Consider the following 20,417-nt stretch of genomic DNA (forward strand, 5'->3'; position numbering starts at 1 on the left):
AACTTCTTGTTGCATAGCTCTTTTTTAAAATGTCCTTGACATAGGGTCCACTTTATATGCAGTGTGCCTTTCTTTTTAATATATTTTAAGAGTTTTCCACTATTAAATTTATTGTTTCACCTTAACCTAAATATTTCTCTATAAAAAAAAGCATAAGAAATTTTGAACTTTCTTATGCTTTCTCTTTATGAAATATAAGTTTTAGCTGTATTATATTTATATGTTTCTCCTGCTAAAGCTTCTTGATATGCATTTTGATTTACTTTATATCCGTTTATTTCACTATACTCTGCTCCAAAAAGACTTGTTATATCATTTTGGACATTAGTTAAACCAGATTCATTAAAGTTTTGAATATAAGGAATTGCTTCCGCATTTAAACTTTGAATCTTATTTATATTTCCTATCCATTGATTAACAGTGGCTTCTGTATTTGGATGATTACTCTTTATACTTTCCATTTCAATTTTTATATTCTCTAAAACTGAACTGTCTGAACTTAATATTTCACTTGCTTCATTTTGTGTGATTAAGTCCTTAATTGTGTATTCAATAGTATTCCCCATATCCCCTGAAATCGCTTGAACCTTTATTATATTAGAAGTTAATGTATTTATATAATCTGGTCCCGCTGTTAAGTTTGTATCATTTTGAACAGTAACTTTTGGTGTACTATTACTTACAAACCAAGTTCTTGGAATTATTAATAAAACTCCTAATATTATTATGCTTACTATTATTACTATCGTCTTCTTGATATCTACCATTCCCTTCTATTATCTAATGGCTTTCCTTACTTTAATAATATCATAATTTCCATTTTTGATAATTATGCTTTTATTATTTTTTTTATTAACATTTTGTTACTTCTAGGTTCTAGATTTTTTCTATAAAGATTCTAGTTTCATTATAAGCTATTTGTCCACCAATATCTGATGAAACTGAATGAGTTAAAAAGTTTGGATTTCCACTTCTTTTCCACCATCCTACATGCATAAGAACTAGATTATCCTTTACACCATCATTTATTTTGCATTTTGATTTTATCTCACCATTTTTTGATTTTAATAAAAGGATTTCCCCTTCTTTTATATTTAACCCTTCTGCTTCTCTTTTATTTATATAAAATTCTGAAATTTCTTCTATATCTAAAAAATGTTGGCTAAACAAACTATCTTTTGTATGTGTAGTTATTAATCTATATCCTTTTTCCTCTTCTTTTTCTTCTACTTTAAAACTTCCAATCTGGAACTTTCCACTTTTAGTTTTAAACTTTCTATCTTCCCAAGGAACTTTTATTTCTCTTGTTATATATCCATCTCTTACTTCTTCTAAAGTAACTCCTAAAGGTTTTATAACTTCTTTTAAATATTCCTTTTTACTTACAGCTGGATAATCCTTAATATTTAATCTCTTAGCTACCTCTCTAAAGAAATAATATTCATCCATAAGTTTTTCCTTTGGCTCTAATACTTGCTCTTTATAAATTATATAAGGATTTGTCATGGAGCTAAATAAAAGATCTTCACTTTCTAAAGTTCCTGTAGTTGGAATAAATAAATCTGCCTCTTCAGCTGTATCTGTCATAAATAAATCAAAGCATACTTTAAAATCTACTTTTCCGAGTCCCTCTTTTAACCTTTTTACATCTGCTAATTGATTTAAAAGATTACTCTTTGTTATAACTGCAAATTTAATCTTTCCTTCACTTAAAACCTTTGCAAGGTCATTAGTTTCAAACTCTATATTTTCTCCAAAGCTTTCACTATTAAAAGGATCTAAATTTAATATGTCTCCATAAAGCTTGTTTGCATAATTTACTCCTCCGCCTTTAACTCCAATAAAGCCTGAAATCCCACATAAAGCATCAATAGCTCTAACTGCCTTTCCGCCATTTTCATACTTTTGCATTCCATATCCTAAGAGAATTGAAGATGGTCCATCTAAATACTCCTCTGTAAGCTTTTCTATGTCTTCTACTATTAGTCCCACTTTTTGAGCTAAGTAATTTAAATCTAACTCTTCTAAAAGCGTTTTATATTCATTAAAATTATCTGTATAATTTTCTATAAACTCTTTATCTTCTAATCCTCTTTCAAGAATTATTTTTCCCATAGATAGAGCTAAATAATAATCTCCCTTTGGGTTTATACTTATATATTCATCTACAAATTTAGCTGTTTCTGTTTTAATTGGATCTATAAGTATAACCTTACTTCCCCTCTTTTTAGCTTCTAAAATAGCCATCATTGTATGTATAGTTGTATTAGCTGGATTCTTTCCCCATACAAAAATCTTTTTACTATTTTTCATATCACTTAAACTATGACTTAAAACAGTTCCATAATCATATTTTTGAGCCTTTATTCCTGCACTCCAACAAGGTCCTCCAGTTGCTCTATTACATCCACCATAAAAGTTAAAAAATACTTCTCCAATACTTTTTAAAAGTCCACCATTTCCATATTGCTCGTAATATAAAACTTCCTCATTTTTATATTTTTTCAGGTTCTCCACTACAATATTAATAGCTTCATCAAAAGAAATCTCTATCCACTTACCTTCTTTCTTTAACAATGGAGTAAAAATTCTCTTTTCATGATTTAATATATTTTTATGAATCATTCCCTTTTTACAAATAATCCCCTTTGTAAATGGGTGATTCTTATCTCCCTTTATTTCAATTTCATTATTCTCATTCTTTATAACATTAAATTTACAACAGTCAAAACAATCTAAAGTACATCCACTACTATATATCTTTTCCATTTTATTTTTCCTCCTTAAACTTAATTTTAATAACATCTTATCATAGATTTTTATTCCATATATTAAAATTTTATATTTTTCTATATAAAAAAGTGGAGCTAGAGGCTCCACGTGGACAAATCACTTTTTTAGCCTCTAAAACTTTAGTAAAAGCACTAACTATAAGCTTTTGTAGAACATAAAATTATATACTTTCCTATACGCTAAAAAAGGGCTACCATTTAAGGCGCCCTTCTACTATTCTACAAATATATTTAACCTATTATCTTTAAACTCTAAAATTCCATCACCTAAGGCTATAGTTTCTTCTTTTCCATTCTTAACTATAAGTCCCTCACCTTTTCTTATAATTCCAATAAAGTTATGAAAGTCTTTTAAAATTGTAAATTCTCCGCTCTTTCCATTTAAAGTTATCCTTTCAATTTCATCTTCATAAATAACTTTATCTATTCCATATATTTTTACTTTAAAACTTTCTTCCATTCACTTACTCCTTAAATATCTCTATTTTTTTCGTAAACATCTTCTATAGTTCCTGCAAATAAAAAGGCTCCTTCTGGAATATTATCAAGTTCTCCATTTAATATTTTTTTAAATCCTATTAAAGTATCTTTAAGCTTTACATACTTTCCTTTCATTCCTGTAAACTGTTCTGCAACAGTAAAAGGTTGAGATAAAAATCTTTGAATCTTTCTTGCTCTATTAACTGTAAGCTTATCTTCATCTGAAAGTTCATCTATACCTAAAATTGCAATTATATCTCCAAGTTCCTTATACTTCTCTAAAATGTTTTTTACTTCATTTGCAATTTCATAATGCTCTTCCCCAACTATCCTTGGATCTAAAACCCTTGATGTAGATTCTAATGGATCAACTGCTGGATAAATTCCAAGTTCTCCTATAGCTCTTGATAAAACTGTAGTTGCATCTAAATGAGTAAAAGTCGTAGCTGGTGCTGGATCTGTTAAATCATCTGCTGGTACATAAACAGCTTGTACAGATGTAATTGCTCCATTTTTAGTAGAAGTTATTCTTTCTTGTAAAACTCCCATTTCTGTAGCTAATGTTGGTTGGTATCCAACTGCTGAAGGAATTCTTCCAAGTAAAGCTGAAACTTCTGAACCTGCTTGTGAGAACCTAAAAATATTATCTATAAATAAAAGTACATCCTTTCCTGAATCTCTAAACTCTTCTGCTATTGTAAGTCCTGTTAAAGCTACTCTCATTCTAGCTCCTGGTGGTTCATTCATTTGTCCAAAAACTAATGCTGTGTTTTTTATAACTCCTGAATCCTTCATTTCATTATATAAATCATTTCCTTCTCTAGACCTTTCTCCAACTCCAGTAAATACTGAATATCCTCCTTGAACCTTTGAAATATTACTTATAAGCTCCTGTATAAGAACTGTTTTCCCTACACCAGCTCCTCCAAAAAGTCCTATCTTACCACCTCTTTGATATGGTGCTAATAAATCTATTACCTTTATTCCTGTTTCTAATACTTCTGGTTCAATAGATTGTTCTTCAAAACTTGGAGCTTTTCTATGAATCTGTGCATACTTTAAAAACTCCTCTTCTTCTTCCTCATCTATAGTTTCTCCTAACACATTAAAAAGTCTTCCTAAAGTTTTTTCTCCAACTGGTACACAAATAGGTTTTCCTGTATCCAATGCAGAAAGTCCCCTCTTAAGTCCTTCTGTAGATTCCATAGAGATTGTTCTTACAATATCATCCCCTAAATGTTGCTCTACTTCACAAACTATAATTCTTTCATCTTCTAACTTTATTTTTATTTCATTTAAAATACTAGGTAGTCTTCCCTTATTAAACTTTATATCAACAACCGGTCCTATAACTTGTACTACCTGACCATAATTCTCAAATTTTTGAACCATATATAACGCTCCTTTATTTCTGTGCTTCTGCTCCACTTACTATTTCTGAAATTTCCCTTGTTATATTACTTTGTCTTATTTTATTATAAGTAATACTTAAACTCTTAATCATTTCATCAGCATTTTTAGCAGCTCCATTCATAGCTTGCATTCTTAAACTTTCTTCACTTACTTTAGAATTTAATAAAACTTGTAAAAGTTTCATCTTTAAATATCGTCTTATTCCCTCTTCTAACAAAGTTTTTTTATCAGCATTCTTGCTATAAACTTCATCTATTTCTTCTTCCTCATACTTAAAAGGTAATAATTTTTCCTCAGTTACCTTTTGTCTTATAGATGAAATATACTTTACATACACTAAGCTTATTTCATTAAATTTTTCATCCTTAAACAAATGAACACATTCATTTACTATCTCTTGAACCTTTTCTTCTATATCTTTTCTCTCATAATTTTTATAAGATGTTAGTTTATATTTTTTTATATAGGATATAGCTCTCTTTCCAATCCACATTACCTCTATATCCTCTTTTCCATATTCCTTATCTATATAATCTAAGGCCTGGCCATTAAAGCTACCACAAAGTCCCGAGTCTGAAGAAATAACTATAAATAGTTTTTCCCCCCCTTCTCTTTCCTCCTTTAATTTACTCATTTCATTTCTGCTTATATAGAAAATCTTTTTCATCAAGCTTTCCATCTCGTGGAAATAAGATTCATTTTTTTCATAAATCTCCCTTGCAGACCTAAGCTTTGAAATAGAAATTAGCTCCATGGCTTTTGTTATCTTTTGTGTACTTTTTATACTATTTATCCTTCTTTTTATATCTAGCAAATTATTAGACTGCATACTCTCTCACTCTCTACTTTTGCCTTTCTATAAATATTTTTTTAAAAGTTATAATAGCTTCTTCTATCTCTTTTTTTATCTCATCATTTATTTTCTTTTCTCTCTTTAAAAGATCCAATAAAATTATTTCATGCTCTTCTATATGCTTAAAAAATTCCTTTTCAAATATCTTTATCTTTTTTACCTCTATATCATTTAAGAAATTATTTACTCCAGCATAAAGGATTATTATTTGATATCTTTGATCTAAAGGCTCATATCTTCCTTGCTTTAATATTTCTACTAGCCTTTTTCCTTTTTCTAATCTCTTTTTTGTATCTTTATCTAAATCAGAACCAAACTTTGAAAATGCTTCAAGTTCTCTATACTGTGCAAGTTCTAATCTTAAACTTCCTGCAACTTGTTTCATTGCCTTTATTTGAGCACTTCCTCCAACTCTAGATACAGAAATTCCTGCATTTACTGCTGGCTTTTGTCCTGCATAAAAAAGGTCTGAATCTAAGAATATTTGTCCATCTGTAATAGAAATAATATTAGTTGGAATATATGAAGATACATCTCCTCCTAAGGTTTCTACTATAGGAAGGGCTGTTAATGAACCTCCTCCAAGCTTTGAAGAAAGTTTTGCAGCTCTCTCTAAAAGTCTTGAATGAATATAAAAAACATCTCCAGGGTAAGCTTCCCTTCCTGGTGCTCTCTTTAATAAAAGTGCCATTGTTCTATAAGCTACAGCATGTTTAGATAAATCATCATAAACTATTAAAACATCCTTTCCTTTTCTCATAAAATATTCTCCTATAGTACATCCTGCATAAGGAGCAATATATTGAAGAGGAGCATTATCTGATGCTGTAGAAGATACAACTATTGTATAATCCATAGCTCCTTCTTTATTTAAACTATTAACAAGACTTGCAACTGTAGATTGTTTTTGTCCTATAGCTACATATATGCAAATAACATCTTTTCCCTTTTGATTTATTATTGTATCTGTTATTATAGATGTTTTTCCTGTTTGTCTATCTCCTATTATTAATTCCCTTTGACCTTTTCCTATAGGAATTATGGAATCTATTGCCTTTATTCCTGTTTCTAAAGGTTCATTTACACCACTTCTTTGAATAATAGTTGCAGCTTCTCTCTCAATTGGCATAAAAGCTTCTTCTTTTATTTCTCCCTTTCCATCAATAGGTTTTCCTAAAGAATTTACAACACGTCCTATAAGATTTTCACCAACTGGAACACTTACTACCTTTCCAGTTCTTATAACATCATCACCTTCATTTATTCCCTCTTCAGATCCTAACAAAACACATCCTACATTGTCTTGCTCTAAATTAAGTGCCATTCCTAAAACTCCATTTGGAAACTCTAAAAGTTCACCTTCTATACAATCATCTAAACCATATACTCTAGCTACACTATCTCCAACTTGGATTATAGTTCCTGAATCTACTGTCTTTAAATATCTATCATACTTTAAGACTTCTTCCTCTATTAAAGAAGTTATTTCATCAGCCTTAATATGCATACTAACCCCTCCATCAACTTAAAATCTTCTTTTTAAGCTCCTCATATTTTCCCTTTATAGTTCCATCAATAATTTGATTATTTATCTTTATATAAACTCCACCAATTAAATCTTTATCAATTTCTTGCACTAAAATTATTGTTTTCTCATATTTTTTCTCTAAGCACTTTAAAATCCCTTCATACTGCTCTCCAGTTAAGGGAACTGCTGTTTTTACAACCCCTTTTAAAGTGTTTATTTCCTCTAGATAAATACTTTCTAATTGATTTACCTTTTCTCTTAAAAAACCTATTCTTCCCTTCTCTATGACAATGTACATAAAGGTCAATAATTCATCATCTATCTTTTCTCCAAAAAGCTTTGTAAATACTTCCTTCTTTTTATTTATTTTTATTTCTGGATGAATCATTAAATTCATTAGTTTTTTATTTTCATCAAATATATCGCATATTTGAGTTAAATCCACTAGAAACTCCTCTACCTTTCCCTTCTTTTTTCCTATATCGTATAAGGCTTTTGCATATCGAATATCTAAAAAATCATACATAACTATACCTCAAACTCTTTTATAAAGTTATCTATTAATTTCTTTTGCTCTTCATCATCTAAATTCTTTTCTAATATCTTCTCTGATAAGGAAATTGCTACAGTAATAGTCTCTTCTTTTAATTCTTCCCTTGCCTTTTCCTTTGATAGTTCTAACTCTTTCTTTCCCTTTTCTCCAAGTTCATGTACATTTACCCTTGCTTTCTCCATAAGTTCCTCATAAATAACATCTCCTTGAAGTTTTCTCTTTTCAACAATTTTCTTTCCTTCAATCTTTGCTTCATAAATTAATTTTTCTCTTTCTTCTAAAAGCTCCTCCGCCTTCTTTTCTTTTTCATTTGCAGAATTTATTTTACCTAAAATAAACTTTTCTCTATCATCTAATATTTTTTCTATCTTAGAAAAGAAAAAATGTTTTAATATAAAAAACAAAATTAAAAAGTTAATTATAGTCCATATTACTTTACTCCATTCTAATTCCATAATTATCCCTCTCTACTTCACAAATAAAAGTATTATTGCAACAACTAGTCCATATATTGCTGTAGCTTCTGCAAGCCCAGCTCCTAAAATAAAAAGACTCTGTATCTTACTACTCATTTCTGGTCTTTCTGCTAAAGATTCAACTGCTCCCTTAGCTGCAATCCCAATTCCAATTCCTGCCCCTATAGCTGTAACTGCTGCAAAACCTGCTGCTAAAATTGTATAATCCATACTAAAAACCCCTCTCTACTTTACAAATAGTATTATCATTGAAATAATAAATCCATATATTGCAGTGGCTCCACATAAACCTGCTGCCATTATAAATATAGCTTGAATTTTTCCTGCTGCCTTTGGCTGCTTTACCGTTGCCTTTATAGCTGCTGATGTTGCAATTCCAGTTCCAATTCCTCCACCTATTCCTGCCATAACTGCTATTCCTGCTGCAAGTATTCCTATTCCATCCATATATTCTCTCCCCCTTATTCTTCAGCTTGAAGCTTTATAGTTATTATTGTTAACATTACAAAGATAATCGTTTGAATAGTTCCATCAAATAAATCAAAAAAAGCATGTCCTAATATAGGTAATCCTATTGGCGCAAAAACACTTAATTTTGAAAGTCCCATATATAAAAGTTCCATAACAATTGTAGAAGCTAAAACATTTCCAAAAAGTCTTAGTGCTAATGATAACGGAAATACTAGTTTCTCCATTAAAGTTATTGGAAGCATAGCTAAAAATGGTCTTCCATAACTTTTCACATATTCTTTTACACCATTTCTTTTTATTGCATTTCCATGAACTAAAACAAAGGTTATTACTGTAAACCCAATTACTACACTTAAATTTCTAGTGGGAGACTCAAAACCAACCATACTAGATAAATTAATTAAAAAAAGAAATATGCTTAAGGTTCCTACAAAAGGTACATAGCTTCCATAATCCTTCCCCATATTTTCATCTACTAAACCTTTTAAACCTTCATATCCCATTTCAACTAGGCTTTGAACTTTACCTGGATTTAAAACCTTAAATCCTCTTACCATTAAAAGAGCTGTAACTATTACTACAAGCATTATTCCCCACTGAATCACAATATCACCGCTTATAGAAATTCCACCTAACTTAAGGGTAAATAACTCTCCAAACACATCCATTTTTCTCTTCACCTTCTTTAATTTTTAAATATTAAATACATACTATTCCTCTTCTGACAAATTGTCAATATTTGGTAATTTATTTTTTTACGACTATTTTTTCATAAAATTTTTAACTCTGATTATCCATATTATATGTATCTTTTCTATTATTTCTATATTTTTTATAACTCTTATTTCGTGGAAAAACCCCTATAAATTCTTTTTTATCCCTTGCTTAAATTCCCCAAAATAGATTATTATGTAAATATGAGGACAAACTTTAAAATAAGTCCTCTACAAAAAGAAATTAAATATTGAAAGAGAGAAATGAGAAATGGTTATAAACGTAAGAAATGAAATGGTTAATGATTATGAAAAAGTTGAATTGATAACAAGAGAAGCTTTCTGGAATCTATACTTTCCTGGCTGTAATGAACATCTAATAATTCATAACCTTAGAAAACATGAAGACTTTATTAAAGAATTGGCATTTGTTATAGAAGTTGATGGAACTGTAATTGGTAGCATCCATTATTCTAAATCTAAAGTAATATCTAGTAATGGACAAGAACATGAAACAATAACCTTTGCTCCTGTAAGCATTTTACCTAGCCTACACGGAAAAGGATTTGGGAAAATATTAATCCAGCACTCAATAGCTGCTGCAAAAGACTTAGGATATAAAGGAATTGTCATTGGTGGATATCCATCCTACTATAAAAAATACGGCTTTATTGGATCAAAGAAATATGAAATTTCTCTATCAGATGGAAATTTCTATACTGGAATAATGGCCTTACCACTTTATGAAAATGCTCTTAATAATATAAATGGTGTTATTCACTTTAGTGAAACTATGGAGCCTGATGAAGATGCATTAAATGAATTTGATATGAAATTCCCTCATAAAGAAAAAGAAGACTGCGAAAGCCAGCTACAATTTCAAAAAGCAGTAAGTGAATTAGATTTAAATATATATTAAGCACAAAAATCCAGCTAGTTAACTAGTCTGGATTTTTTAATAATTATAGCTATCTTTTAATAGAATCTCTATAAGTTTCAAATACCTCATTCTTTTTTGTAATTTTTTTATAATAATAGGATAATATAGGAGTATAAATCAATAATAAAGGAGAGGTTTAATGAGAGTTAGTAACTTTAAGAAACTAGCACTTTTATCAATTTTTATAGTATCATTAGGAATCGTTGGATGTGTCAAATCTACAGAACAAAAAGTAATCTCTACAGAATCAAAAGTAAATTTGACTACGGTTCTAAAATATAAAGATTCTTATGTTGGAGATAATTCTGCTATAGTAAATATAGTCAATAACTTACCAGCTAATATATACCTTAATGGTATAGAGTTGCAAACTACATCAAAACCATATGAAATAACTATACGATATAAAGGGTTTGAAGATATTGATCTTAGATTTGAAGACGACTCCTTAATATCATCATCTTTTCCAGATATAATGAAAAATAATGCTCTGATACTATTATCTCTTGTTAAGAATGCAGATATAGTAAATTTTAATGTGGATGAGGGAATTGTTATTACTTACGAGCGAGCTGATTTAGTAAATGCTCACAAAGATGATTTTGGAAATAACTTAGAAGAAATAACACAAGATAAATCGGCATTAGAGAATTTTATTAAAACTAATAAAAAATAGCAACAATATTGTTGCTATTTTAATTTAAATATTACTATCATATCCCAATTTTAAAATATTAGCAAAAATCAACGCTATTTAAGAAGCCCGCCATAATTATTGATATGTAGCATCATAAAAATTTCAAAAATGTATCTAGAAACTTATATTAATAAGTGATATCCTATTTATTGAAGGATGTGAATTTTATGGAAGATAAGCTTTTTGAATTCAATTTTAATTTTACAAATAATGATTTAGATAAAATTTTTGCTTATGTTTATGATTATTACACAAAAAAGACTTCTGCAACTAAACATACACGCTTTATAAAATATACCTTCTTAGCAGCTCTTATTTTAGGTATAATTTTAAATATTCTTAATCTAATAAATGGTGAATTTAATGCATCCAGTCTAGCTATATTTATAACAACAATTATAATATTTATCATTTATACTCAACTAAAAGCTCCTTATGATTCTTTTAAATCATCTTTTCAAAAATACATTGGTACAAGACCTCTTAAAATTTCAATATCTAACTCAACTATTTCTCGTAAAATAATTTCTACACAAAAAACATTTGAAGCTAAATTTAAATTTATAAATTTAACTACGATTTTATTTTATGATGATATTATAATTCTAGTTTTTAAAAATTTTTGCTTTCCAATTAAACTTTCACAAACAGATAGTAATTTTGATGACATTATGTCTTTTCTAAAAAATAAATTGAACTAAAAATTATTTGTCTTTGTTTAGTTTAATTTTATCTATATTTATATAATAAGGTGGTGTAGAACTAATGAAAAAGAAAATTTTAGGTGGAATAATTTTAGGAACAGCAATATTTTCTTTTGCTGGATGTGATGCAGGTATAGATACTAAATCTGAAAAAAGTATAGAATACCAATGTACATCAATAGAAAATGAGATAGGCTTAGAGTCTATGTCAAATAATAATTTTAAAAAGATAATAGAATCAGCATCCTACATGGATCCTGAATATAAAACATATAGAGCCTCTAAAATAAAAAGTGAATTACTAACTGAAGATAAAATTAACGAAGTAGTTAATAGAGCAAAATTGGTAGCTAATCGAGATTATCAAGCTCCCAATAACTATGTTCTAATGAATTTTTTTAGTGATGTAGATTCGTTAGGTTTTCATATTTCAAAAGATTTAGCATTAAATTTATTGAAAAAAACTATTGAATTTAGAACTGTTGAAGAAATCTCTAATAAAATAAATACTAATGATGAGAGTCTTTATTGGTATGTTTATGTAGGAAATCTTTTAAAAGACTATTATAGAACTACAACGGATTTTTCAAATGAAGAGAAAGCATGTATATCAGAATATCTTGCAACTATGAGGACTTATCCTAAATTAGCTTCAGATCCAAAAAAGAAAATGAGTTACTACAATCAGTTATCAACGACAAAGAAGCTGTCTTAGAAAAAAAAAAGAGCATTAGTTCAAGATTTATTACAAAGAAAATATTCTACAAACTAGACTACAATCTATAACAAAAAAAGGACAAGTAATTGCCCTTTTTTCTTAGTTTTAATTAACTTTTCTATTATTAAATTTCTTATTAATAAAGTACTCCTCTGTAAGTAAATCATCTCTCACTGAATTAGTAAATTTAAATATATATTTTATGTTATAATATTGATATAAATTGTGAAAGAGGTGCTGAAATGATTAAATAATCTATTTTTGGAAGAACATATTTTTTAGGCGTATTTAAAGTACGTTTTATTATGTTGCCAAAGTTAGATTATATATTGTGGATGTGCTTAGTTAAATAAAAATAAGTACGTTTATTTTGTGTACATCTAAAATCATTTGGCAACAAATGATTTTTTTTATTGAAGATTAAAAAGGAGTGATTAGATGAATACAAATTTAAATATAAATTTAATAGAAGATAAGATTAATAATATGAAAGAATTTTCAGGTGTTATAACAATAAATAATGATAAAGAGGTATTATTTGAAAAATCTTATGGCTTTGCCGATATTTCAAATAGCAGGAAAAATAATCTCCATACAAGGTTTGGGATTGCTTCAGGAGCTAAATTATTAACTGCAATTTCTATATGTAAATTAGTTGAACAAGGAAAACTTAAGTTTGATTCATTATTAAAGGACTATCTACCATGTGATAATTTTGATCAAAGTGTAACAATAAAGCATTTATTAACTCATACTTCAGGATTGCCAGATTATTTCTATGTAGATTTTACTGAAATAAGTACTCCCCTTTGTATGCTGAAAGAACCAAAAGATTTTCTTCCTATTATTATGAATCAAAAAAGTATTTGTAAACCTGGTGAAAAATATCAATATAATAATGGCGGCTATATAATTTTAGCTTATATAGTTGAAAAAATTAGTGGAATGAAATTTATCCATTTTGTAAAAGAGCATATTTTTAATATTTTAAAAATGGATTCAAGTGGTTATTTTAGTATGGATATGTTACCTAAAAACTGTGCTTATGGCTATGAAAAAAATAGTGATGGTACTTTAAAAACCAATATCTTTTCCATCCCAATAGTTGGAGGTGGTGATGGCGGTGTTTTTGTAACTGCTAATGATATAAGTAAGCTATGGGATGGATTATTAAATTATAAATTATTAAGTAAAGATATCACTCATGAATTATTAAGCCCACAAGTACATGTTCATTATGACGTATACTATGGTTATGGTCTTTATATAGTAAAAAAAGAGTCTGGTATTTATAAATATTTTATAGCTGGCGGAGACCCTGGTGTTAGCTTTGAGTCAACAATATATCCTAATAAAAATATTGAAGTAACTATCCTAGGGAATAAAAAATTTAGCACCTACGAATTATTAATGGAAATAGAAACTCTAATTTAGATACTTAGCAAATTATAAATTTAAATCTATACACTAAAAAAACTCCATCCACTAAACTTTGGATGGAGTTTTATATTAATCTCTAACTTATATATATAGTCCTATATTAATATTTATTTTAAAAGACTATTTTTATAGATTCTTATTATATCTTCTTCTGTTATTTCTTCTGGGTGATTTTTAAGTTTTGCTTTATTATTTGTAAAAGCTTTTGACCAAGCTTTTATTTCTTCTTCTGTTATATCTATATGAACACTACAGAAGTTTTCTAATAATTCATTTAACTCTTCTACTTCAAAAACTAATAACTCATAGATTTTATTTACTTTTTCTCTGTTTTTAAAGACTTTTAAATATTCTTTATAAAGACATCCATTTGCAAGTCCATGCGGTACATTTTTATAGTAAGTAAGTGAGTATCCAAGTCCATGTGGTATAGATGTTCCTGTTTGTGCAATTATGATACCAGCTATATTAGATACTATTGCAAGACTTTCTCTATCTTCATAAGAAAGGTTACCCCTCTTTAATCCTTCTATAGTTTTTGAAAATTCTTTTAATGCAGTTTCGGCTAGTCCATCAGATATTTTATTTGCGTTTGTGTTTAAATATCCTTCAACAACATGTGAAAAAGCATCTATAGCAGTATTTCTTGTTATTCCTATACTCATTCCCATCATAAAACTTGGGTCAACTAAAGAGAGCACTGGGAAAATCTCTTGCCCTAAATTCTTTTTAGTTTTTTCAACATGATCTGTTAAAATTGCATATTGTGTGGTTTCAGTTCCTGTTCCTGCTGTAGTTGGTACAGCCACTATAGGAATAGACTTTAACTTTTCACTTGTAAAAAGAGTTTCCTTAGTTAAGTTTTTGTTTAATATATATACCCCTATAGCTTTAGATGCATCTATTGGAGAACCGCCACCAATACCTACAATAAAATCTACCTCTTCTTTTCTTCCAATCTCTCCAGCTAAAACTACAGTTTCTACAGTTGGATTTTCTTCAACTTTATCATAAACTAAATATTCTATATTCATCTCTTTTAATGTTTTTTCTATAGCTTCTAAAGAACCATTTTTCTTAGATGAACTTCTTCCCGTTACAATTAAAGCTTTTTACCTATTTCTTTAAACTTTTCTTTATTTTCTTCAATTACATTTTTACCTATAAAAACTTCTGTTGGCATAAAAAATTTCATTTTCTTCACTCCTTTTAACTTTCTAATCTAATTTTATTCTATCCTCTTTAACTTTAAAATTCTATCTATAACCTATTTGAACTTTGTAAAAAAAGCTGGAATTTTTAATCCAGCTTTTCTTTCCTACATATTATATTTATATTTTATTAAATTAAATACTAACTTTTGTTCATCTAAATCTAAATCATACATTATCTCTGCTAAAGGCATTTTTCCAAGTCTTATATTAAACATATTCATAGCAAAGTTAAGTATCTTAACTTCATTATTTGTAAAATCTCCTACAACTGTTCTATTCTTATCAAAAGATAAATCTAAAACTAATTCTTTATAACCTTCTTCAAAGATTTCAAATCTTTTTTCCCATAAGTTATCTCTTCCTGCCACTATAAAATATAATAGTTCATACTCTTTATTTTTAACAGTTTTCCCACTTTCCTTTTCCATTATTAAAAATCTTTCTTCATGTAGTTCATTTAAAAATTCCATTTACTTCTCCTCTGTGATAACTTTTATTATTTAATATCTATTATAGAATATATTTGAAAATAATCAACTCTTCCTTAGTTTTGATATTTCTTCTTTTTCATTCATTTTATTTCTTTTTTCTTCATCATTGTTGATTACCTTTCAAGATTCTTTTTTTTAATCCTTTTCATTCCACAAATACCCATAAAATAAAAAAGTAAACTTAAAATAAGTTTACTTTTTTAATATATTAAAATTATATTTGCCCCATTGCAACTAATTCATTATGCTCTAATTCTAACTCAAATTTAAAGTCCTTTGATAAAGATTTTTCAACATATAATCTATACCAAATTATATATACTATTACACTCCAAACTTTTCTTGAGTAGTCCCCATTTCCTTCTTTATGCTTTTTAAGCATTTTTAAAACTTCTTTTTCGTTTATTTCTTCTATTGGGTTATTTTCAATTATTTCATAAGCCCAATTATATAACTCATCCTTTAACCAAACTCTTATTGGTACTGGATATCCAAGCTTTCTTTTTTCATATAAATATTCTGGTAATTCATCTTTAAAAGCTTCTCTAAGCATTACTTTAGTTTTAAATTCTTGTACCTTATCTTCCTTTGATAAAGTTCTTGCTAATTTAAATACTTCTTTATCTACAAATGGAACTCTAACTTCTAAAGAGTGAGCCATAGATATTCTATCAGCCTTTGCTAAAATGTCACCTACAAGCCATGTATTTATATCAATATATTGTCTTTTAATTACATTATCATAACTTTTTACATTATCAAATAATCTTTTTGTAATTTTCAAATCATTTTTATCTGCTCTAGTAAATACTCGATCTTTTTCCTCTTCATTAAAGATATTTGCATTTCCACAATATCTATCCTTTAACTCTGTAGTTCCTCTTAATAAGAAGCTTTTTCCTTTTGTGTTATCTGGAAGTTTCTTTGCAAAGCCTTTAATTAAAGACTTAACTCCATTTGGCATATAATTAAATGCCTTTAAAGAATTATCTTCTGTATAGATGTTATATCCTCCAAAGAACTCATCTGAGCCTTCTCCTGATAGGATTACTTTATAATCTTCACTTACCTTTTTACATATAAAATATAAAAGAATAATTGATGGATCTGCTATAGGACTGTCCATGTAATATATTATTTCAGGTAAATCTCTTATATAATCTTCACAAGTTAATTTTACACTTCTATTTTCAATTCCTATATCCTTTGCAAATCTTTTTGCATTTTCTGTTTCATCATATCCTTCTACATCAAATCCAACAGTATAAGAAACTATATTAGGATTTATATCTTTAGCAACCTTAGTTATTATGGATGAATCAATTCCTCCTGATAAAAAAGTAGCTACAGGAACATCACTATTTAAATGGATTCCTATTGATTCCTTTAAAGTTTCCTTTATAGATTTTTTTAATTCTTCTTTATCCCAGTTTTTTTCTTCAAAATTTACATTAAAATACTTTTTAATAGTCATTGTTCTATCAATTTCTTTAACTAACATATGACCTGGTTCAATAGAAAATATCTCTTTAAAAATAGTTTCCTTATTTGAAGGAATATATTGAAAAGTTGCATATTCTCCTAATAAGTCTTTTCTATAATTAACAAGACTATTTATTTTCTTTAACCCTTTAATTTCTGATGCAAAATATAAAGCTCCTCTGTCCTCCATATAATATAAAGGCTTAATTCCAAAGAAATCTCTAATTGCTATAATTTTTTTCATTTCTATATCATAAATTACAATTGCAAACATTCCTCTAAGCTTATGCACTAACTCTTCTTTATATAAATCATAAAGGCTTCCTATAACTTCAACTTCTGAATCTGTTTCAAAGCTATATCCTTTTTCTTTTAATTCTTCTCTTAATTCATTATGGTTATATATTTCTCCATTAAAAACAACTGTATACTTTTCTCTATAAGTATAAGGTTGTCCTCCATGTTCTAAATCTACTATACTTAATCTATTAAAGGCAAAAGCTCCATCAGTATGTCTAATGATTCTTGTATCATCTGGACCTCTATGGCTAATCTCTTTTGCTCCCATTTTTAATTTTGCTATATCTATATCAGTAATATTCTTTTTAAATAAACTTAAAAATCCACACATATTTAATACCTCGCTAAAATCATAATTGATTATAGCTTATATATTAATACGGTGGATTATAAAACTTATCATAAAGTTGTATCAAAGTTGTAAAATCTCATTTTAAATACAACTTTTTTAATTTGAGGAAAATCTTATTCTTCTTGTAATCTATATCCAACTTTAAAAACAGTCTTTATATTTTCTTTTAAATCTAGCTTTTCTCTCAATCTATTTACATGCATGTCTACTGTTCTAGTTTCTCCAATATAAGAGTATCCCCAAACTTTATCTAATATCTGTTCTCTAGATAAAGCCATATTTTTATTTTTTATAAATAAAATTAATAGTTCATATTCTTTTAAAGTTATATCAACTTCTTTACCATCTAACTTTACAATTCTCTTTTCTTCATCTATTTCTATATTTTTAAACTTCAAACTTAAATCGTTTTTATTATAACGTCTTCCTACAACCTCTATTCTAGCAAGTAATTCAATACTTTCAAAAGGCTTAACTATATAATCATCAGCACCTAGTTTAAGTCCCTTCACTTTATCTGTTACAGAGTTTTTAGCAGTTAAAAATATTACTGGGATATCCTTTTTCTTTATATCTTCGATTAATGTAAATCCATCAATCTTAGGAAGCATTACATCTAATAACGCTAAATCAAAGGTTTCCTTTTCAATTAATTCCTTTGCTATTTCTCCATCTAAAGCTTTAACAGCATCATGTCCAGCTATCTGTAGATTCATCTCAATTAAATCACTTATTCCTGAATCATCTTCCACTATTAATATTTTCACTTTACTTCCTTCCCTTCGCCACTTTATCAGATTGTATATTTTCATTCCCCACTATTTTTATATTTTGAGTTAAACTATATTTTATAATTTTATTTGTTTTTAAATTGATAACAAACTGGACTTGTGTTCCCTTTGTATCATAAATTAATTTTAAGTTATCATTATAGTCTTTATACATAAAAGTAGGGTGTTTATTAAAATCTATATTTACTTTTAAATATGGTTTAACAGAATTAATAATATTTTTTCCATTTATTAAATCCTGCTTCTTTATTACATTTCCATAATCATTTTTTTCATTGTCATTTCCATTTACTTGCTCTACAAATAAAATTTCTCCTGAATCTGCATCCATATCAATTAAATAGCTTTCATTTGTATTGTTTACAAGTTCAATATTCCAAATTAATCGTCCCTCCTCACTATTTAAAGTAACATATTCAGTCATATTATTTAAATCAATGTCGTCTTTTAAAATATCAGTTACAGCTTCTGCTGCCTTATCTACAGCCTCATTTCTACTTAAATAATCACTTTCATTTGGATTATTTCCAGCATAATTAATAACAGAGTTTCCTGAATATATAACATCTAACTTAAACTTATTAAATTGATTTAACTTAAAAACAACAAATATAAATACACAGGATAATATTATTCCAATCCCTACTTTAGCTTTCATATATCTTATTCTCCATTTTGAATTTCAAAGTTACTATTGTACCTGTATCTACTTTACTATTAAAACTCATCTCAATATTATTTATTCGACAAATCTCTGTACAAATAGCTAATCCAAGTCCCATATTTTTTCCCTTTGTAGCTCTAGCTTTATCTACCATATAAAAAGGTTCATTTATCTTCTTAAGCTCATCTTTAGGAATCCCACTTCCATTATCCTTCACCTTTAACTCATAAATATTTTTCTCTTTAACAGGTCTTCCCACTATTGCAATAACGCCCTCTTCATTACATGCCTTTATTCCATTATCAATTATATTGTTTAATAATACTTCTATTAATTCCTTATTACCAAAAATGCTTCCCATTTTTACATCCTTAATAATTTTTATATGCTTTGTTCTAATCTTAAATAAGTTATTTGAATAGATCTCATTTATAACTTCTGTCGCCTTTAAATTTTCCTTAACGATTACACTATTTCTAATTAATACAAGCTTAATTAAAGAATCACTTAAATGCTCAAGTCTTTTTCCTTGCTCATTTATATTAGTTAATGCTTTTATTTTCATTTCTTCATTTAAGTTTCCCTTTAAAAGTAATTCTGAAAAACCTAATATTGATGTAATAGGTGTCTTCATTTCATGAGTTAAGTTATCAATAAATCTTTGTTTTCTATCATTTACATCCTCTAACTCTCTTATATTATCTTCAATAACTCCCATCATAGAGTTAAAATTTTCAGCTAAAACTCCAACTTCATCCTTTGATTTATAAGTAGACCTTTTTTCATAGTCTCCATTTTTAATACTATTAGATATCTCACTTAAATCTTCTATAGGATTAGTAATTCTTTTAGAAATAATAAATAATCCAATGGCTAATACAATAGTTGTCATTAAACTTAAAAGGATAAACACTTTATAATTGTACAGTTTTGCTTCCCATAAATGCTCCACATCATTTGTAACAATTATCTTAAAAGATTGTTCTCCCACATTTACCTTATACCCTACAGATATATAATGTACGCCCTTAGATTCCTCTATAACAAATTTATAATCATTATCTGTTATACTATCTAAAAGTTCCTTATTATTTACATTCAATGTAGATGTATCCATTATAACTTGGTCTTTGTTATTGTAAACTTCAATATTTTTAAGCTCATTATATCCAACATACATATAACCTCGAAGTTTCTTCCACAAAACATCACCTTGAAACTTATCTAATAAGTCTGCATTTAAATAGATTGTATTTGCAATATCTTTTGAGTCAGTTATAGAATTTTTAATAGCAAAGTTAAGATTTCTACTATAAATATTTTCAATAATCATAACTCCCGCAAC

General features: G+C 27.7%; 22 protein-coding genes. 5 read left to right on the plus strand and 17 right to left on the minus strand.

All coding sequences use genetic code 11. The features are described from left to right. Positions 1 to 185: 185 nt before the first annotated feature. From Q0W06_RS13265 to Q0W06_RS13315, 11 genes are all read right to left on the minus strand, one after another. Complete coding sequence (locus tag Q0W06_RS13265; protein ID WP_297636452.1) at positions 186 to 767, minus strand: hypothetical protein; 582 nt, start codon at positions 765 to 767, stop codon at positions 186 to 188. A gap of 109 nt (positions 768 to 876) precedes the next feature. Next, a complete protein-coding gene (locus Q0W06_RS13270) occupies positions 877 to 2,769 on the minus strand; it encodes a molybdopterin-dependent oxidoreductase (protein ID WP_297636455.1) in 1,893 nt (630 codons plus the stop codon). A gap of 237 nt (positions 2,770 to 3,006) precedes the next feature. Continuing rightward, on the minus strand, positions 3,007 to 3,252 hold the full coding sequence (locus Q0W06_RS13275) for a hypothetical protein (protein ID WP_297636458.1): 246 nt from the start codon (positions 3,250 to 3,252) through the stop codon (positions 3,007 to 3,009). An 11-nt stretch (positions 3,253 to 3,263) separates the two neighbouring features. Further along, positions 3,264 to 4,664, minus strand: coding sequence for a F0F1 ATP synthase subunit beta (gene atpD / locus Q0W06_RS13280; RefSeq protein WP_297636460.1), 1,401 nt, complete (start codon positions 4,662 to 4,664; stop codon positions 3,264 to 3,266). A gap of 13 nt (positions 4,665 to 4,677) precedes the next feature. Continuing rightward, positions 4,678 to 5,514: an ATP synthase F1 subunit gamma gene (atpG, locus tag Q0W06_RS13285; protein ID WP_297636462.1), complete on the minus strand. Its 837-nt coding sequence runs from the start codon at positions 5,512 to 5,514 to the stop codon at positions 4,678 to 4,680. Positions 5,515 to 5,527: 13 nt separating this feature from the next. Then, positions 5,528 to 7,045 carry a F0F1 ATP synthase subunit alpha gene (atpA, locus tag Q0W06_RS13290; protein WP_297636465.1) on the minus strand — a complete coding sequence of 506 codons (1,518 nt, stop codon included), beginning with the start codon at positions 7,043 to 7,045 and terminating at the stop codon, positions 5,528 to 5,530. Positions 7,046 to 7,058: 13 nt separating this feature from the next. Continuing rightward, positions 7,059 to 7,592 (minus strand): F0F1 ATP synthase subunit delta, encoded by a 534-nt coding sequence (locus Q0W06_RS13295; protein WP_297636467.1) that lies wholly within the window; start codon positions 7,590 to 7,592, stop codon positions 7,059 to 7,061. Between the two features lie 2 nt (positions 7,593 to 7,594). Next, entirely contained in the window at positions 7,595 to 8,074 is a 480-nt protein-coding gene (locus Q0W06_RS13300; RefSeq protein ID WP_297636470.1) for a F0F1 ATP synthase subunit B, read from the minus strand. Between the two features lie 12 nt (positions 8,075 to 8,086). After that, positions 8,087 to 8,305 (minus strand): ATP synthase F0 subunit C, encoded by a 219-nt coding sequence (gene atpE / locus Q0W06_RS13305; RefSeq protein WP_297636473.1) that lies wholly within the window; start codon positions 8,303 to 8,305, stop codon positions 8,087 to 8,089. A gap of 15 nt (positions 8,306 to 8,320) precedes the next feature. Next, positions 8,321 to 8,542, minus strand: a complete 222-nt coding sequence (locus Q0W06_RS13310; RefSeq protein WP_297636476.1) for an ATP F0F1 synthase subunit C — start codon at positions 8,540 to 8,542, stop codon at positions 8,321 to 8,323. Positions 8,543 to 8,556: 14 nt separating this feature from the next. Further along, positions 8,557 to 9,234, minus strand: coding sequence for a F0F1 ATP synthase subunit A (locus tag Q0W06_RS13315; RefSeq protein ID WP_297636479.1), 678 nt, complete (start codon positions 9,232 to 9,234; stop codon positions 8,557 to 8,559). Positions 9,235 to 9,550: 316 nt separating this feature from the next. Between Q0W06_RS13315 and Q0W06_RS13320 the strand changes: the two genes are divergently transcribed. The 5 genes from Q0W06_RS13320 to Q0W06_RS13340 all read left to right on the plus strand — a co-directional run bounded on the left by Q0W06_RS13320 (position 9,551) and on the right by Q0W06_RS13340 (position 13,772). Continuing rightward, on the plus strand, positions 9,551 to 10,198 hold the full coding sequence (locus Q0W06_RS13320; protein ID WP_297636482.1) for an N-acetyltransferase: 648 nt from the start codon (positions 9,551 to 9,553) through the stop codon (positions 10,196 to 10,198). A gap of 160 nt (positions 10,199 to 10,358) precedes the next feature. Then, positions 10,359 to 10,895, plus strand: coding sequence for a DUF4825 domain-containing protein (locus Q0W06_RS13325; RefSeq protein WP_297636484.1), 537 nt, complete (start codon positions 10,359 to 10,361; stop codon positions 10,893 to 10,895). 188 nt (positions 10,896 to 11,083) lie between these two features. Further along, on the plus strand, positions 11,084 to 11,617 hold the full coding sequence (locus tag Q0W06_RS13330) for a hypothetical protein (protein ID WP_297636488.1): 534 nt from the start codon (positions 11,084 to 11,086) through the stop codon (positions 11,615 to 11,617). A gap of 64 nt (positions 11,618 to 11,681) precedes the next feature. Next, positions 11,682 to 12,335: a hypothetical protein gene (locus Q0W06_RS13335; protein ID WP_297636491.1), complete on the plus strand. Its 654-nt coding sequence runs from the start codon at positions 11,682 to 11,684 to the stop codon at positions 12,333 to 12,335. A 441-nt stretch (positions 12,336 to 12,776) separates the two neighbouring features. After that, entirely contained in the window at positions 12,777 to 13,772 is a 996-nt protein-coding gene (locus tag Q0W06_RS13340; protein WP_297636494.1) for a serine hydrolase domain-containing protein, read from the plus strand. 113 nt (positions 13,773 to 13,885) lie between these two features. Here Q0W06_RS13340 and Q0W06_RS13345 read toward each other — a convergent pair whose 3' ends face one another. The 6 genes from Q0W06_RS13345 to Q0W06_RS13370 all read right to left on the minus strand — a co-directional run bounded on the left by Q0W06_RS13345 (position 13,886) and on the right by Q0W06_RS13370 (position 20,405). Beyond that, positions 13,886 to 14,881, minus strand: a complete 996-nt coding sequence (locus Q0W06_RS13345) for an iron-containing alcohol dehydrogenase (protein WP_366516791.1) — start codon at positions 14,879 to 14,881, stop codon at positions 13,886 to 13,888. A 215-nt stretch (positions 14,882 to 15,096) separates the two neighbouring features. Beyond that, a complete protein-coding gene (locus Q0W06_RS13350) occupies positions 15,097 to 15,462 on the minus strand; it encodes a hypothetical protein (RefSeq protein WP_297636497.1) in 366 nt (121 codons plus the stop codon). 235 nt (positions 15,463 to 15,697) lie between these two features. Beyond that, on the minus strand, positions 15,698 to 17,596 hold the full coding sequence (gene asnB, locus Q0W06_RS13355; protein WP_297636500.1) for an asparagine synthase (glutamine-hydrolyzing): 1,899 nt from the start codon (positions 17,594 to 17,596) through the stop codon (positions 15,698 to 15,700). 134 nt (positions 17,597 to 17,730) lie between these two features. Next, positions 17,731 to 18,429: a response regulator transcription factor gene (locus Q0W06_RS13360; protein ID WP_297636503.1), complete on the minus strand. Its 699-nt coding sequence runs from the start codon at positions 18,427 to 18,429 to the stop codon at positions 17,731 to 17,733. Further along, positions 18,386 to 19,066 (minus strand): PepSY domain-containing protein, encoded by a 681-nt coding sequence (locus Q0W06_RS13365; protein WP_297636506.1) that lies wholly within the window; start codon positions 19,064 to 19,066, stop codon positions 18,386 to 18,388. The genes Q0W06_RS13360 and Q0W06_RS13365 overlap by 44 nt, the downstream gene beginning before the upstream one ends. Continuing rightward, complete coding sequence (locus Q0W06_RS13370; RefSeq protein WP_297636508.1) at positions 19,056 to 20,405, minus strand: HAMP domain-containing sensor histidine kinase; 1,350 nt, start codon at positions 20,403 to 20,405, stop codon at positions 19,056 to 19,058. Before Q0W06_RS13370 ends, Q0W06_RS13365 begins: the two co-directional genes overlap by 11 nt. Positions 20,406 to 20,417 lie beyond the last annotated feature (12 nt).

This window comes from uncultured Clostridium sp. (assembly GCF_947072515.1).
Lineage (GTDB): Bacteria > Bacillota > Clostridia > Clostridiales > Clostridiaceae > Clostridium.

Bases quoted from the DNA above. Each gene is read 5' to 3' on its own strand.
- Q0W06_RS13340 (WP_297636494.1), top strand. From the start codon at position 12,777: ATGAATACAAATTTAAATATAAATTTAATAGAAGATAAGATTAATAAT.
- Q0W06_RS13320 (WP_297636482.1), top strand. From the start codon at position 9,551: ATGGTTATAAACGTAAGAAATGAAATGGTTAATGATTATGAAAAAGTT.
- Q0W06_RS13365 (WP_297636506.1), bottom strand. From the start codon at position 19,066: ATGAAAGCTAAAGTAGGGATTGGAATAATATTATCCTGTGTATTTATA.
- Q0W06_RS13350 (WP_297636497.1), bottom strand. From the start codon at position 15,462: ATGGAATTTTTAAATGAACTACATGAAGAAAGATTTTTAATAATGGAA.
- Q0W06_RS13265 (WP_297636452.1), bottom strand. From the start codon at position 767: ATGGTAGATATCAAGAAGACGATAGTAATAATAGTAAGCATAATAATA.
- Q0W06_RS13300 (WP_297636470.1), bottom strand. From the start codon at position 8,074: ATGGAATTAGAATGGAGTAAAGTAATATGGACTATAATTAACTTTTTA.
- atpA (WP_297636465.1), bottom strand. From the start codon at position 7,045: ATGCATATTAAGGCTGATGAAATAACTTCTTTAATAGAGGAAGAAGTC.
- Q0W06_RS13325 (WP_297636484.1), top strand. From the start codon at position 10,359: ATGAGAGTTAGTAACTTTAAGAAACTAGCACTTTTATCAATTTTTATA.
- atpD (WP_297636460.1), bottom strand. From the start codon at position 4,664: ATGGTTCAAAAATTTGAGAATTATGGTCAGGTAGTACAAGTTATAGGA.
- Q0W06_RS13330 (WP_297636488.1), top strand. From the start codon at position 11,084: ATGGAAGATAAGCTTTTTGAATTCAATTTTAATTTTACAAATAATGAT.
- Q0W06_RS13275 (WP_297636458.1), bottom strand. From the start codon at position 3,252: ATGGAAGAAAGTTTTAAAGTAAAAATATATGGAATAGATAAAGTTATT.
- Q0W06_RS13270 (WP_297636455.1), bottom strand. From the start codon at position 2,769: ATGGAAAAGATATATAGTAGTGGATGTACTTTAGATTGTTTTGACTGT.
- Q0W06_RS13315 (WP_297636479.1), bottom strand. From the start codon at position 9,234: ATGGATGTGTTTGGAGAGTTATTTACCCTTAAGTTAGGTGGAATTTCT.
- Q0W06_RS13295 (WP_297636467.1), bottom strand. From the start codon at position 7,592: ATGTATGATTTTTTAGATATTCGATATGCAAAAGCCTTATACGATATA.
- Q0W06_RS13335 (WP_297636491.1), top strand. From the start codon at position 11,682: ATGAAAAAGAAAATTTTAGGTGGAATAATTTTAGGAACAGCAATATTT.
- Q0W06_RS13360 (WP_297636503.1), bottom strand. From the start codon at position 18,429: ATGAAAATATACAATCTGATAAAGTGGCGAAGGGAAGGAAGTAAAGTG.
- asnB (WP_297636500.1), bottom strand. From the start codon at position 17,596: ATGTGTGGATTTTTAAGTTTATTTAAAAAGAATATTACTGATATAGAT.
- atpG (WP_297636462.1), bottom strand. From the start codon at position 5,514: ATGCAGTCTAATAATTTGCTAGATATAAAAAGAAGGATAAATAGTATA.
- Q0W06_RS13370 (WP_297636508.1), bottom strand. From the start codon at position 20,405: ATGATTATTGAAAATATTTATAGTAGAAATCTTAACTTTGCTATTAAA.
- Q0W06_RS13310 (WP_297636476.1), bottom strand. From the start codon at position 8,542: ATGGATGGAATAGGAATACTTGCAGCAGGAATAGCAGTTATGGCAGGA.
- atpE (WP_297636473.1), bottom strand. From the start codon at position 8,305: ATGGATTATACAATTTTAGCAGCAGGTTTTGCAGCAGTTACAGCTATA.